This window comes from Glycomyces sp. NPDC049804 (assembly GCF_040674615.1).
GTDB classification, from domain to species: domain Bacteria; phylum Actinomycetota; class Actinomycetes; order Mycobacteriales; family Micromonosporaceae; genus Glycomyces; species Glycomyces niveus.
Genome location: NZ_JBFAMQ010000009.1, coordinates 129481 through 141547 on the forward strand (window position 1 = coordinate 129481; position 12067 = coordinate 141547).

At 73.2% G+C, this 12067-nt stretch carries 14 protein-coding genes; 9 read left to right on the plus strand and 5 right to left on the minus strand.

The features are described from left to right. Positions 1 to 49: 49 nt before the first annotated feature. From AB0K52_RS16390 to AB0K52_RS16405, 4 genes are read left to right on the plus strand one after another with little or no spacing between them, the layout of a single operon-like run. On the plus strand, positions 50 to 619 hold the full coding sequence (locus AB0K52_RS16390; protein ID WP_363532416.1) for a TetR-like C-terminal domain-containing protein: 570 nt from the start codon (positions 50 to 52) through the stop codon (positions 617 to 619). Between the two features lie 14 nt (positions 620 to 633). Then, entirely contained in the window at positions 634 to 1521 is an 888-nt protein-coding gene (locus AB0K52_RS16395; protein ID WP_363532419.1) for an alpha/beta hydrolase, read from the plus strand. 4 nt (positions 1522 to 1525) lie between these two features. Then, positions 1526 to 2071 (plus strand): hypothetical protein, encoded by a 546-nt coding sequence (locus AB0K52_RS16400; protein WP_363532422.1) that lies wholly within the window; start codon positions 1526 to 1528, stop codon positions 2069 to 2071. Positions 2072 to 2121: 50 nt separating this feature from the next. Continuing rightward, entirely contained in the window at positions 2122 to 2631 is a 510-nt protein-coding gene (locus tag AB0K52_RS16405; RefSeq protein WP_363532593.1) for a DinB family protein, read from the plus strand. On the opposite strand, the gene AB0K52_RS16410 is transcribed toward AB0K52_RS16405, so the two are convergent. Continuing rightward, positions 2623 to 3390: an NAD-dependent protein deacylase gene (locus AB0K52_RS16410; RefSeq protein ID WP_363532424.1), complete on the minus strand. Its 768-nt coding sequence runs from the start codon at positions 3388 to 3390 to the stop codon at positions 2623 to 2625. The genes AB0K52_RS16405 and AB0K52_RS16410 overlap by 9 nt on opposite strands. A 100-nt stretch (positions 3391 to 3490) precedes the next feature. On the opposite strand from AB0K52_RS16410, the gene AB0K52_RS16415 reads away from it, so the two are divergent. Next, complete coding sequence (locus AB0K52_RS16415; RefSeq protein ID WP_363532427.1) at positions 3491 to 4693, plus strand: sulfotransferase; 1203 nt, start codon at positions 3491 to 3493, stop codon at positions 4691 to 4693. Here the strand turns inward: AB0K52_RS16415 and AB0K52_RS16420 are convergent, their stop codons facing one another. Next, the gene (locus AB0K52_RS16420; RefSeq protein WP_363532429.1) at positions 4694 to 5359 is read right to left on the minus strand and encodes an NUDIX domain-containing protein; all 666 of its coding nucleotides are present in this window, start codon (positions 5357 to 5359) and stop codon (positions 4694 to 4696) included. Between the two features lie 69 nt (positions 5360 to 5428). On the opposite strand from AB0K52_RS16420, the gene AB0K52_RS16425 reads away from it, so the two are divergent. The 3 genes from AB0K52_RS16425 to AB0K52_RS16435 all read left to right on the plus strand — a co-directional run bounded on the left by AB0K52_RS16425 (position 5429) and on the right by AB0K52_RS16435 (position 8184). Beyond that, positions 5429 to 6430, plus strand: a complete 1002-nt coding sequence (locus AB0K52_RS16425; RefSeq protein WP_363532431.1) for an SPFH domain-containing protein — start codon at positions 5429 to 5431, stop codon at positions 6428 to 6430. Then, complete coding sequence (locus AB0K52_RS16430; protein ID WP_363532434.1) at positions 6427 to 7332, plus strand: hypothetical protein; 906 nt, start codon at positions 6427 to 6429, stop codon at positions 7330 to 7332. Before AB0K52_RS16425 ends, AB0K52_RS16430 begins: the two co-directional genes overlap by 4 nt. A 90-nt stretch (positions 7333 to 7422) precedes the next feature. After that, entirely contained in the window at positions 7423 to 8184 is a 762-nt protein-coding gene (locus AB0K52_RS16435) for a GNAT family N-acetyltransferase (protein ID WP_363532437.1), read from the plus strand. 174 nt (positions 8185 to 8358) lie between these two features. On the opposite strand, the gene AB0K52_RS16440 is transcribed toward AB0K52_RS16435, so the two are convergent. Further along, a complete protein-coding gene (locus AB0K52_RS16440; RefSeq protein WP_363532439.1) occupies positions 8359 to 8823 on the minus strand; it encodes an SRPBCC family protein in 465 nt (154 codons plus the stop codon). 150 nt (positions 8824 to 8973) lie between these two features. On the opposite strand from AB0K52_RS16440, the gene AB0K52_RS16445 reads away from it, so the two are divergent. Next, positions 8974 to 9126, plus strand: a complete 153-nt coding sequence (locus AB0K52_RS16445) for a hypothetical protein (protein WP_363532441.1) — start codon at positions 8974 to 8976, stop codon at positions 9124 to 9126. A 23-nt stretch (positions 9127 to 9149) separates the two neighbouring features. On the opposite strand, the gene AB0K52_RS16450 is transcribed toward AB0K52_RS16445, so the two are convergent. Beyond that, a complete protein-coding gene (locus AB0K52_RS16450) occupies positions 9150 to 11114 on the minus strand; it encodes an AarF/UbiB family protein (RefSeq protein ID WP_363532443.1) in 1965 nt (654 codons plus the stop codon). 226 nt (positions 11115 to 11340) lie between these two features. Further along, positions 11341 to 12042 carry a hypothetical protein gene (locus AB0K52_RS16455; RefSeq protein ID WP_363532446.1) on the minus strand — a complete coding sequence of 234 codons (702 nt, stop codon included), beginning with the start codon at positions 12040 to 12042 and terminating at the stop codon, positions 11341 to 11343. Positions 12043 to 12067 lie beyond the last annotated feature (25 nt).

The window sequence follows — 12067 nt, forward strand, 5'->3', positions numbered from 1 at the left end:
CGAGCTTTCCTAGGTATCTTAGGTTGAAACCTAGGGAGGTTAGGAAACCATGCCCCGTGTGGGACTGACCCGTGATGCTTTGGTCGCCGCCGCCGCGGACGCCGCCGACGAGATCGGGTTCGAGCACTTGACGCTCGCGTTGCTGGCCAAGCGGTTCGGCGTGCGCGACGCGAGCCTGTACGCCCACGTGCGGGGGCTTTCGGACCTCATGGAAGGCGTGGCGCTGCTCGCGCACGAGGAGTGGGCCGAGGTGCTGGGCCGGGCCGTGGCGGGGCGCTCCGGGCATGCCGCTCTCACCGCGTTCGCCGACGCGTACCGTGCCTTCGCGACCGGCCATCCGGGCCGGTACGCCGCGACCCGGTACCCGATCGCGCCGGACCGGCTCGCGGCGTCCCAGGGCGTCGCCCGCATCATCGAGGCTTGCTACGCGCTGCTGCGCGGCTACGACCTGCCCGAACCGGACGCCACCGACGCGGTCCGGTTGCTGCGCAGCACCTTCCACGGGTTCAGCGACCTGGAGGCGACCGGCGGGTTCACCGCCGAGCGCTCCCTGGACGCGTCATGGCGGCGCGCGGTCGACGCGCTCCACCACACCCTCACCGACTGGCCGCATCGCTGACAGGAGCAGACCACATGCCGCACCTCGACCTCGAAGAAACCACAGTGGACTACTACCGCCGCGGCGAGGGTCCACCGCTGCTGCTCGTCCCCGGCGGATCGGGCCACGGCGGCGTCCTCGAACGCCTCGCCGACCGGCTCGCCACGGACTACGGCGTCGCGGTCGTGAGCACCCGCGTCGCCTCGACGCGGCGGCCCGGCACCGCATTGGGCGACCAGCATCCGAAGGTCCACTCGGACGACGCGGCCGCCGTGATCGACGCGCTCTTCGACGAAGCGCCAGTGGTGCTCGGGTTCAGCGCCGGCGCGATCACCGCCCTGGACCTGCTCGCCCGCCACCCCGAGCGGGTGCGCCTCGCCGTGGTCCACGAACCGCCGCTGGTGAACCTGTTGCCGGAGGCGGCGCAGCTGCGGTCGGTCCTCGCCGAGGTGCGGGAGTCGGCGCGCGCCGGGGAGTTCGCGGCCGCCGGGAAACTGATGACCGAGTCGATGATCGACACCGACATCAGGTTCCCGGTCCCCGCGCTGCGGCGCTTCGGCGACTGGCCCGAGGGGTACGCCGACACCGCACCCGAACCGCCGACCCCGGAGCTGCTGGAGCTCTTCGGCCGCCTCGGCGACCTGCAACCGCTGTTCCTGGAGCACATGCTCGTGCAGTTCACCGGTTACGACCCGGACCTGACCGCCCTTGCGGCGCACGCCGAACGGCTGGTCCTCGCGGTGGGCGCCGACTCCGGCCGCGACCTCCCGTTCCAGACCGCGGCGGCCCTCGCCGCCCGGCTCGGCCTGCCGCTCACCGAGTTCCCCGGCGGCCACCTCGGGCCGGTCGAGCGCCCGACCCGGTTCGCCGGAGCGCTCAAGGCGCTCCTCGATGCGAGCGCTGGTCTCGTTCCGCCACAATAGGACTGTGGAAACCTTTACCGCCCCTGACACCATGAGCCGCAACATGCGCCGCAACGGCGTCACGATCTGCGCGTTCTTCGGACTCGGCTGGTTCATCGGCGGCGCCGGGCTGCTCGGTGACGGCGCCGCGTACTGGATCGGGCTCGCGCTCGCGGCCGCCGTGAGCGTGGGGCTCGTCGCCGCGGTGCCGCGCGTCGCCTCGCGGCGGGAACGGCCGCGCGAGCTGCCGAAGGACTGGGCGCGGCGGTACGGGATCTGGATCGGGTTCGAGGTCGTGCTCATCGCCGCCGCCGTCCTCGCGCTGAATGGCCTCGACCTCACGGCGTTCCTGCCGGGCACGATCGCGGCGATCGTCGGCGCGCACTTCATCCCGCTGGCACCGGCGTTCGACGAGCCGAAGTACCGGTGGACGGGGTACGCGATGATCCTCGCGGGCGCCGCGGGCGTCGCCGCCGGCATGGGCGGCGTCGTGACCGCGGGGGCGGTGGCCGGGTTCGGTTCCGCGCTCGCGTTGTGGGTCACCGGATACGCGGTGCTCCGGCGGGGCTGATGCGAGGATGGGGCTGACATCGATGGCGGATGACCGAGTCAGGAGTGGCGATGGAAGTGAGCGCCGTTTTCGCGGATGCGTTCTCGCGGGTGCAGGAGGAGGTGCACGCGGTGCTCGACGGCATCTCGCAGGTGCACCTGGACGCGCGGCCCGGTCCGGGGGCGAACTCGATCGCGTGGCTCGTGTGGCACATCGCGCGGGTGCAGGACGACCATGTCGCGGAGGTGGCGGGGCGCGAGCAGACCTGGACCGCCGAAGGGTGGCACGAGCGCTTCGGGCTGCCGCTCGCGGCGGACGCGACCGGGTACGGGCACACGAGCGATCAGGCGGCTGAGGTCAAGGGCGTCACGGCGACCGACCTGCAGGGGTACTACGACGCCGTGCACCGCGCCACGCTCGCGTACGTCGCGACCCTCGTCCCCGCCGACCTCGACCGGATCGTGGACACGAACTGGGACCCGGCCGTCACCCTCGGGGTGCGCCTCGTCAGCGTCGCGAACGACAACCAGCAGCACACCGGTCAAGCCGCGTACATCCGCGGGCTGTTCGAATCATTCTGAGCCCCGCTGCTCCACGCCGAGGAGGCGCGGGAGCACGTCGCCGATCGGCTCGCGCAGTACCGCGTCCGCGACGTCGTCGTAAGGCGTCGGCTCGGCGTTGACCACGACCAGGCGCGCGCCGTGCGCCACCGCGTAGTCGCACAGGCCCGCGGCCGGGTAGACGCCGAGCGAGGTGCCGATGGCGGCGAACAGGTCGGCGTCGCGCGCGGCCTCGGCGGCCGCGTCGAGGACGTCGCCGTCGAGCTGCTGGCCGAAGGAGACCGTGGCCGACTTGAGGATGCCGCCGCATTCGGGGCACGGCGGATCCGCTTCGCCCGCCTCGAGTCTCGGCAGCACCTCGGTCATCGGCATCCGGGCGCCGCAGTCAAGGCACGCGGCGTCGCGGGCGGTGCCGTGGAGTTCGATGACGCGCCCGGACCCGGCGGCCTGGTGGAGCCCGTCGGTGTTCTGGGTGACGACGGCGCGCAGCCGCCCGGTGCGCTCGAAGTCGGCGAGGGCGCGGTGCGCGGCGTTCGGTTCCGCCGTCCAGAGGGGACTGGTGCGGCGCGCGGCCCAGGCCTGGCGGCGGACCTCGGGGTCGGCGAGGTAGTTGTCGATGGTGAACAGCTTCTCGGCGGCGGGGTTCTTGGTCCAGACCCCTTGGGGACCGCGGAAGTCGGGGATGCCCGAGTCCGTGGAGACGCCCGCGCCGGTGAGGACGGTGATCGAGGCGGCCTCGGCGAACCAGTCGGCCGCCTCGGCGACGGAAGTCGTGCTCATCTGAGCGAACGTACCGCAGCCCGGCTCGACACTGGACACGGCACGGCGGCCCTGCGAGAATGGCGCCCGTGCAGACCCCTACGGACGGGAAGCAACCCCTATGCGCCGCAAGTCCATGACCACCAGCGTCCTCAACGTGCTGCTGCAGCCGACGATGGGCGGCCGCCGCGACCCCGACAAGATCTTCGACGGCATCGTCGCGAAGGCCAAGCGCGCCACCGGCGGCGACCGCGCCGCGGTGCCCGACTTCCTCGACGGCATGCGGTACCTGACGCGATGCTTCGCCGCGAGCCCGCGCCTGAGCCCGATGGGCTGGCAGAGCGTGCAGGGCGACCTGCGCCTGCGCATCGAGAACCGCCTGCGGGTGGAGCGCCTCGTCGCCGAGCACCCCGAGATCGCGGCCGAGCCGATCGAGCGGCCCGTGTTCATCGTGGGCCTGCCCCGCACCGCGACCACGTTGGCGCACAACATCATCGCCAAGTCCCCCGCCCACCGCGGCCCGGCCCTGTGGGAGTGGATGTTCACCGACATCGACCGGGGCGAGGAAGCCCGGCACCGCCGCATCCGGCAGACCGAACGCCTGGTCGGCACCTTCATGCGGCTGGCCCCGGCGTTCAAGGTCATCCACCCGCTCGACGCGCGGAAGCCCGACGAGTGCAACTACCTGCTGCCGCACGGGCACCAGCACCTCGCGCGCGTCCACATGCCGAAGTACTACCAGTGGATCGAGCAGCACGACGTGCTGCCCGACTACGAGTACCTGAGGCTCGCCCTCCAGGTGCTCCAGTACGGGCGCGAGCGCAAGCGGTGGATCCTCAAGTCCCCCATGCACCTCGACCACCTGCCCGAGATCCGGAAGGTGTTCCCCGACGCCCAGATCGTGTGGACGCACCGCGACCCGATCACGGTGCTCGGCTCCCTGTGCTCGCTCGTGGAGTCCTCGCAGGTCATGCACGAGCGCAACCCGGATCTGCACGCGATCGGGGCGACCTGGCTGCGAATCCAGTCGACCGCGATCGACCGCGCCCGCAAGGCCCGCGTCGACTGGCCCCGCGCCGCGTTCATCGACGTCCCCTACCCGTGGCTCGCGGCCGAGCCGCACCAGAAGGTGCCGCTGCTCTACGAGCGCCTCGGCGCCGAGTGGACCGACGCCGACGCGCGCACCCTCGACTCCGTGCTCGCCCGCCCCGGCATCGGGCGGCAGCACGAGTACGAGCTCGCCCGCTACGGCCTCAACCCGCAGCAGGTCGAGGAGGCGTTCGGCGACTACCCGCGCATGGTCGAGAAGCTGCGCATGGAGTAGCTACCGCGACATCGGCGGATTGAGACGGGTCGCCTTGCCGCGCTTGTAGAGGCGCGCGGGGCGGCCCGGCTCCCCCTCGGTCGAGCGGCCCGTCGGCTCCACGAAGCCCGGCGTGGTCGTCGCCTTGCGGTGGAAGTTGCGCGGGTCGAGCGGCCCGCCCCAGACCGCCTCGTATACGCCGCGCAGCGCGCCGATGGTGAACTCGGGCGGGCAGAACGCGGCCGCGAGCGGCGTGTACTCCAGTTTGGACCGGGCCCGTTCGACGCCGTCGGCGAGGATGCGGTCGTGGTCGAACGCGAGGCCGCGCCGGCCGATCGGCGCCCATTCGGCGGCCGCCGCGTCCGTGCCGGCCGTGGGCGAAGGCAGGTCGGGCAGGAGCGCCAGGTAGGCGACGGTGACGACGCGGCCGCGCGGGTCGCGGTCCGGGTCGCCGTAGCTGCCGAGCTGCTCGAGATGGCCGGCCGGGCCGTCGAGCCCGGTCTCCTCCCCCAGTTCGCGGCGGGCCGCGGTCGTCAGGTCCTCGTCCTCGTGCACGAAGCCGCCCGGCAGCGCCCACTGGCCGAGGTAAGGCTCGCAGCCGCGCTGCACCAGCAGCACGTGCAATGCTCCGTCGCGGACGGTCAGGACCACGAGGTCGACCGTGACGGCGAACACCGGATAACTCATTATCACCACCTTGACGATAACCTAGCACATCGATTATCGTCAGATTGACGAGAAAAGGAGGCCCTCCCCATGGCCGATGTCACCAAGCTGCTGTTCCTGCGCCACCTGCGCGGCACCCCCACCGTCTGGGTCCGGTGCCAGAAGCGCGGCCGCACCGCCCGCGAGGGCACCAGCCAGTCGTTCTGGTACCGCCCGCTCGTCGCCGTGCTCTCCGAAGTGCCCGTCGACGACCGCGAACTGCCCCTGATGTTCCACGCCCGCACCGCCGACTTCGCCGACGTCACCGTGCAGGCCACCGTCACCTACCGGATCGCCGACCCCGCCCTCGCCGCCACCCGCCTCGATTTCTCCGTCGACCCCTACAAGGGACAGGCGCGCGCCCGCCCGCTCGACCAGGTCGCCACCCTGCTCACCGAGCTCGCGCAGCAGCCCGCGATCGACCTCCTCGCCCGCCTCCCCCTCGCCGAGGCGCTCACCAGCGCCGTCCCGCAGCTGCGCGAGGACGTGGCCGCCGCCCTCGCCGAGGACGCCCGCCTGGCCGACATCGGCGTCGCCGTCGTCAGCGCCCGCGTCGTCGCCGTCCGGCCCGAGCCGGAGCTGGAGCGCTCGCTCCAGACCCCGACCCGCGAAGCGGTGCAGCAGGACGCGGACAAGGCCACGTACTCGCGGCGGGCCCAGGCCGTCGAGCAGGAGCGGGCCATCGCCGAGAACGAGCTGCAGAACAAGATCGAGCTGGCCCGGCGCGAACAGCAGCTGGTGGAGCAGCGCGGCGCCAACGCGCAGCGGCAGGCCGAACTCACGGCGGCCGCGAGTCTCGCTGCGGCCCAAGGCGAGGCCGAGCGCGAACGGACGCTCGCGGCGGCGCAGGCGGACAAGGTGCGGGCCGTGGGCGCGGCCGAGGCCGAGTCGGAGGCCGCCCGCCTGTCCGCCTACCGCGACCTGCCGCCCTCGGTCCTGCAGGCGCTGGCGCTGCGCGAACTCGCGGGTCAGCTACCGGAGATCGGGCAGATCACGATCACGCCCGACCTGCTGACCGGCACGCTCTCGCGGCTCGCCGAGGGTCCGCGATGAGCGCGACGCTCGCGCCGCGCGTGGTGGTCGTCAGCCGCCGCAGCGAGCTGGACGAACTCCTCGTCCGGCACGGCACCCGCGCGGCGGCCGACCACTTCCTGCGCCGGCGAGGCCGCGACCTCGACGAGGTGGCGGCGCGGCACGAGGCGCTGGAAGCGGCATTGACCGCAGTGGACGCGGCGGTCCCGGCCGACTGGCGGCGGGGCCGGGTGGACCGGGACGACCTGCCGCGCTTCCTGTTCGGGCCCGAGGACATCGTGGTCGCGGTCGGGCAGGACGGGCTCGTGGCGAATCTCGCGAAGTACCTTGCGGGCCAGCCGGTCCTCGGGGTGGATCCGGAGCCGGGGCTCAACGCGGGGGTGCTGGTCCGGTTCGGCGCGAGCGCGGTCGGCGCGGCGCTGCGGGCGGTGGCGGCGCGGTCGGCGGCGGTGCGGCCGTTGACGATGGTGGCCGCGCGGCTCGACGACGGTCAGGTGCTGGCCGGGCTCAACGAGGTGTACGCGGGGCACGGCACGCACCAGTCGGCGCGGTACCGGCTGATCGGGGCGGACGGGCGGGGCGAGCGCCAGTCCTCGTCCGGGGTGCTGGTCGGCACGGGCACGGGCGCGACGGGGTGGACGGCGTCGATCGCGGCCGACCGGGGCTGGAAGGCGGCGCTGCCGGAGCCGGAGTCGCCGTCGCTGTCGTGGTTCGTGCGGGAGGCGTGGCCGTCGCCGGCGACGGGCGCGACCTTGACGGCGGGCATGCTGCAGCGCGGCGAGGAGCTGCGGCTGGTGTGCGAGAGCGAGCGGCTCGTCGTGTTCGCGGACGGTGTCGAGTCGGACCACCTGACCGTGACGTGGGGTCAGCAGATCACGATCGGGCTGGCGGACCACCGCCTGCGGCTGGTCGTGCCGGGGTAGCGCGGGCCGCCGCGCCGCAGGAGCGTCCTGCGGAGCGGCGGGTCGTGCCCGGGGTGGCGGTTTCGCGGCGGATAGGGAATCGTTGCGGGCATGACGATCCCGCTCCCCGCGCTCGATGCGACGCTGGCGAACACGCCGCGCCTCCAGGCCCGCAACTCGGCCGCGTTCTGGGCCGCGACCGGCCGCTCGCGCGGCCACGAGGTGATCCGGCGGCGCGGCTTCCTCGCCGTCGCCGGTGACGAGCGCGCGGGCCTGCGGGTCCTCATCCAGGAGCCGGAGCTCACCGCCGAGGAGCTGGCCGAGATCGCCGGCCTCGCCGCCGCGGCGGCCGGGCCGGTCGACATGGAGGACCCGTTCAGCGCCACGGACCTCGCGCATCTGCGCATGGGCTCGTGGCAGATGCCGGTGATGCTGCGCCTCCCCGCGCCGGTCGAGGCCCCCGCGATCGCGGTCGCACCGGTGGCGGACGACGCGGACCTCCGCGGGGCCGAGCGGGCCGTCATCGAGAGCTTCGGCCTGGGGCGCTTCGAGCCGTACCGGCCCGGCGAGCTGTTCCCCCAGGCGCTCTTGGACGAACCGGGCGTGGCGCTCTTCACCGCCCGTGTGGACGGCGAAGTCGCCGGGGCCTGTGTCACGGTGGCGGCCAACGGCTTCGCGAGCCACTATTGGGTCGGCACCACCGCAGCCGCGCGCTCCAAGGGCATCGGCCGCGCCGTCATGCTCGGCTCGCTCGCGCCCCTCGCGCAGGTCCCGGTCACCCTCACCGCCTCGAAGCTCGGCGTCCCGCTCTACGAGAAGCTGGGCTTCGCCGCGGCCGCCCCGGCCACCTGGTGGTCCTCGAACCGGGCGTGAGGCGCGGTCTTCGGCCGGGTCGCCAGGGCATCGGGTCCGGATCGGCGATCACCTTGCGCCCCTTCATGGAAGCACCTTTCGCGGCGGCCTCAGCGGCCGCGCTGGGGATGCGGGCTGGCCCTTGCGAGCGCGGTCGCCCGGCGGTGCCGGGCGACCGTGACGTGCGCGTTGAGGTCAGGGCATGCCGGGCGGGTCGACGTCGCCGCGCCAGCCGCCGGTCTCCACACCGCGCTCCTCGATGAACTCCTTGAAGCGGCGCATGTCGCCCTTCACCCGGCGGTCGAGGAGGCCGAACTTGTCGGCGGTCTCCTCCGCGAACCCCTCGGGGTCGATGTCCATCTGGGCGGTGACCCTGGTCGTGGCCTCGTCGAGCCGGTGGAAGGTGACCACGCCGGCGTGCGTCGGGCCGTTGATGGAGCGCCAGGCGATCCGCTCGTCAGGGCGCTGCTCGGTGATGGTCGCGTCGAACTCGCGGGTGGCCCCGCCGAACTTCGTCACCCAGTGCGTGTGGGTGTCGTCGAGCTGGCGGACCAGCTCGACCCCGTCCATGAACGCGGGGAACGTCTCGAACTGCGTCCACTGGTTGTAGGCCCGCGAGAGCGGGACCTCGACGTCCACTGATTCGGTGATCGTGCTCAAGGCGTCTTCCTCCTTCGGTCGCGGCGTGCGGGAACCGCATCGCCTGCAGCCGGTCGGCTACCCCTTCGGCCCGGACCTGACACATGGGACGGCGCGGGTGGAGGGCCGCCCGCGCCGCCTTCAGCAGCCCACCGTGAAGCGTCGCTGCACGTGGCGGGCGGTCTCGGCCTCGTCGACGGCGGCCACGGCCAGGTCTTCGAGGCTGATGTCACTCGTGCCGTCCGCCCGGACCAGCAGCTGGTCGCCGCCGACGCGGCACCGGCCGGTGCGCTCGCCGGAGAGGACGCCCCGCGGACGGGCTGATGCAGGTCGGTCTCGGCGACTGATCAGTCCTGGCGCGAGCGCCTCGTGAAGATGTCCGCGAGCACCCGCAGGGCCATCACCGAGGCGATCAGCAGCAGCGACAGCCCGAAGAACTGGTAGAGCGTGAAGTCCGCGGTCAGCGCCGGGCCGTTGTCGTTGCCCAGCAGCATCACCGCCATCACGCCCGCCGCGGCGGCCAGCACCGTCAGCAGCGTCTGGTGCAGCCACGCGGTCACCGTGCGCCGGTCCTCCGCCTTCGCGAAGAGCCGGAAGTTCACCGAGACCTGGCCCGCCTCGACCGAGGCGAGGAGGCGCTCGAGCCGGCGCGGCAGCTTGCGCAGCACCGGCAGCAGGTCGTGGACCTCCTCGACCACCAGGTCCTGCACGGCCGCCGGGCGCAGCCGCCGCTCGGCGTAGCGCTGGCCGATGTCGCGGGCCTCGGCGATGAGGTCGAAGCCCGGGTCGATCGCGGTGAGGCAGCCCTCGAGCGTGGCGAGGCTGCGGAACACGGCCGCGAGCTCGGGCGGGATCACGATGCGGTACTTGGCGATGATGCGGAACAGCTCGGTGAACATCCGCAGTCCCGGGTTCGCGCCCGGCACGAGGTGGCGGGCCATGAACGAGCCCAGCGCGCGCTCGAACCCCGTCTGGTCGAGCTCGTCCGGGCGGCTCGAGACGCTGATCAGCGCGTCCGCGAGCGCCGGGCCGTCCTGCCGGTCGACCGCCTGGAGGATCGCCTCGAACGAGGACCGCAGCTCGCGGTCGAGCCTGCCGACCGAGCCGTAGTCGATGAGGCCGACGCGGCCGTCGTCGAGGAGCATGAGGTTCCCCGGGTGCGGGTCGGCGTGGAAGATGCCGTCGACCATGATCTCGTCGAACATCTCGCGCAGCAGCGCCGCGGCGAGTTCGCGGCCGTCGACGCCGCGGTCGGCGAGGCGGGCCGAGCCGAGCGGGACGCCCGGCAGCCGCTCCATCACCAGCACCTGCTCGTCCGAGAGGTCCGCGTGCGGCCGAGGCACCCGGACCTCGGCGCTGCGGCGGTCGTGCGCCGCCGCGACCTGCGCGAGGTTCCGCGCCTCCACGGTGAAGTCGACCTCCTCCCGCAGCGCCTCGGCGAAGCCGTCCGCCAGTCCGAGGACGTTCATCGAACGGCCCCAGGAGGTGTGGCGGTCGAGGCTGCGCGCGAGGCGGCGGATGATGTCGAGGTCGCGCTCGACCGCCTGCTCGGCGCCGGGGCGGCGCACCTTCACGACAACGGCCTCGCCGCCGCGGAGGACGGCGGTGTGGACCTGCGCGATCGACGCGGCCGCCACGGGTTCGAGGTCGAAGCTCGCGAACACCTCGCCGATCGGCGCGCCCGCCGCGGCCTCGACCAGCGGCACCATGCCCGCGCCCGGGACCGGAGCGGCCTGGTCCTGCAGCTTCGCGAGCTCCGCGATGTACACGGCGGGAAGGAGATCGCGGCGCGTGGACAGGATCTGCCCGAGCTTCACGAACGTCACCCCGGCGTCGTCGAGCGCCCGGCGCAGTGCCCGCGCCATCTCGGCGTCCTGCTCGGCCTGGCGGCGGCCGCGCAGCAGCCCGGTGAGGCCGTGCCGCGCCGCGATCCCGAGGATCTGCACGTACCGGCGGGTGCGCCGCGACCGCGTCCGCAGGCCTTTGAACCAGGTGCGGACCGGCGGCACCGCCCCGGTCGGGACCACCGCCTCCCACACCACCAGCATGATCATCGCGATCACCGGCGCGGTCACGAAGACCAGGCCCCACAAGGCGAACGCGCCCGGCATCTCCTCCGAGGTGGGCTCCCGGTACCGGAACGGCTCCATGAGGGCCGCGAGCAGTCCGTACTGCATGACGCTGTAGCCGCACACGCTCACCACGATCAGCCGCCACACCGTGTACCGCACGTCGAGCAGCTTCGTCGCCACGTACGCGACGGCGGCCGTGTTCACGGCGATGCCGAACACCGACAGGATCAGCTCGGTCATGGAAGGCCTCTCAGGGGACGGGACTGCGCTCGCCCGCACACGCTACGCCGACCGGACCATCGGCACCGCACTGTGGCCCGTGCCGCCGCGCAGTCCGCGCCGAACCGGCCGAGCTCGTCGTGCGAGCGTGAAGATGCGTCTGACTGTGGGTCCCGCACATGGGATCTCGTTGCATCGCGGCGGCCGATCAGGTGCGGAGCCGACGCGCGGCCGCCCCGGTCCGGGGCTACGCGTCCGGGCGGCGCGGGATGAAGTGCGACTTCCCTTGCCACGAGCCGTGTTCGGAGAGGGGACGGAACCGCAGGGTGGTGAACTCGCGGTGGAAGTCGCGCCGGTCCCGCTCGGCCATGGCCTCGTGGTGGCGGCGGGCGGTGTCGCCGCGGTCGCGGCCGAAGACCATGCCGGTCATGGCGCGGGAGCTGGTCCAGACCGAGAACGTGGCGACAGTCCGCGGCGGCCGCATGGCGGCGAGCGCGAGGGTCGTCTCGGGGTGGTCGCGCACTTGGCGTTCGACGGGCCGCCCCCAGCGGATGAACCGCGGCAGTTCGGGCAGCCGCACCCGGGCGAGGGTGACGGCGACGACCGGTTCGGCGGGGTCGGTGCGGCCGGTCTCGGCGGGGAGGTGCGCGAGTTCGCGGACCTCGCCCCAGCGGCGCAGGTAGGCGAGGCGCGCATGCCAGCCGCTGCCGAGCGCCCGCCCGAGCGGGTGTTCGGCGAGGAACGCTTCGAGCGCGGCCTCGTCGGCCCATTCGGCGAACACGGCGAGGTTGCGCGCCTGCATCCGGCGCGGGGACACCACCGGTGCGCCCAGCTGCATCCCCGCGAGCACTTCGACATGGACGAGCCCGGGTGCGGCGGGCGCGCGCAGCAGCGCCCCGAGCGCGCGGCCCAGCGGTACCCGCGCGAGGTGGAAGGAGTGCAAGCCCATGAAGGCATCCAACCCGAAATCGAGC

Excerpts from the sequence above, each read along its gene's own strand:
- AB0K52_RS16390 (WP_363532416.1), top strand. The coding sequence starts at position 50 with ATGCCCCGTGTGGGACTGACCCGTGATGCTTTGGTCGCCGCCGCCGCG.
- AB0K52_RS16395 (WP_363532419.1), top strand. The coding sequence starts at position 634 with ATGCCGCACCTCGACCTCGAAGAAACCACAGTGGACTACTACCGCCGC.
- AB0K52_RS16405 (WP_363532593.1), top strand. The coding sequence starts at position 2,122 with ATGGAAGTGAGCGCCGTTTTCGCGGATGCGTTCTCGCGGGTGCAGGAG.
- AB0K52_RS16410 (WP_363532424.1), bottom strand. The coding sequence starts at position 3,390 with ATGAGCACGACTTCCGTCGCCGAGGCGGCCGACTGGTTCGCCGAGGCC.
- AB0K52_RS16415 (WP_363532427.1), top strand. The coding sequence starts at position 3,491 with ATGCGCCGCAAGTCCATGACCACCAGCGTCCTCAACGTGCTGCTGCAG.
- AB0K52_RS16420 (WP_363532429.1), bottom strand. The coding sequence starts at position 5,359 with ATGAGTTATCCGGTGTTCGCCGTCACGGTCGACCTCGTGGTCCTGACC.
- AB0K52_RS16425 (WP_363532431.1), top strand. The coding sequence starts at position 5,429 with ATGGCCGATGTCACCAAGCTGCTGTTCCTGCGCCACCTGCGCGGCACC.
- AB0K52_RS16430 (WP_363532434.1), top strand. The coding sequence starts at position 6,427 with ATGAGCGCGACGCTCGCGCCGCGCGTGGTGGTCGTCAGCCGCCGCAGC.
- AB0K52_RS16435 (WP_363532437.1), top strand. The coding sequence starts at position 7,423 with ATGACGATCCCGCTCCCCGCGCTCGATGCGACGCTGGCGAACACGCCG.
- AB0K52_RS16450 (WP_363532443.1), bottom strand. The coding sequence starts at position 11,114 with ATGACCGAGCTGATCCTGTCGGTGTTCGGCATCGCCGTGAACACGGCC.
- AB0K52_RS16455 (WP_363532446.1), bottom strand. The coding sequence starts at position 12,042 with ATGGGCTTGCACTCCTTCCACCTCGCGCGGGTACCGCTGGGCCGCGCG.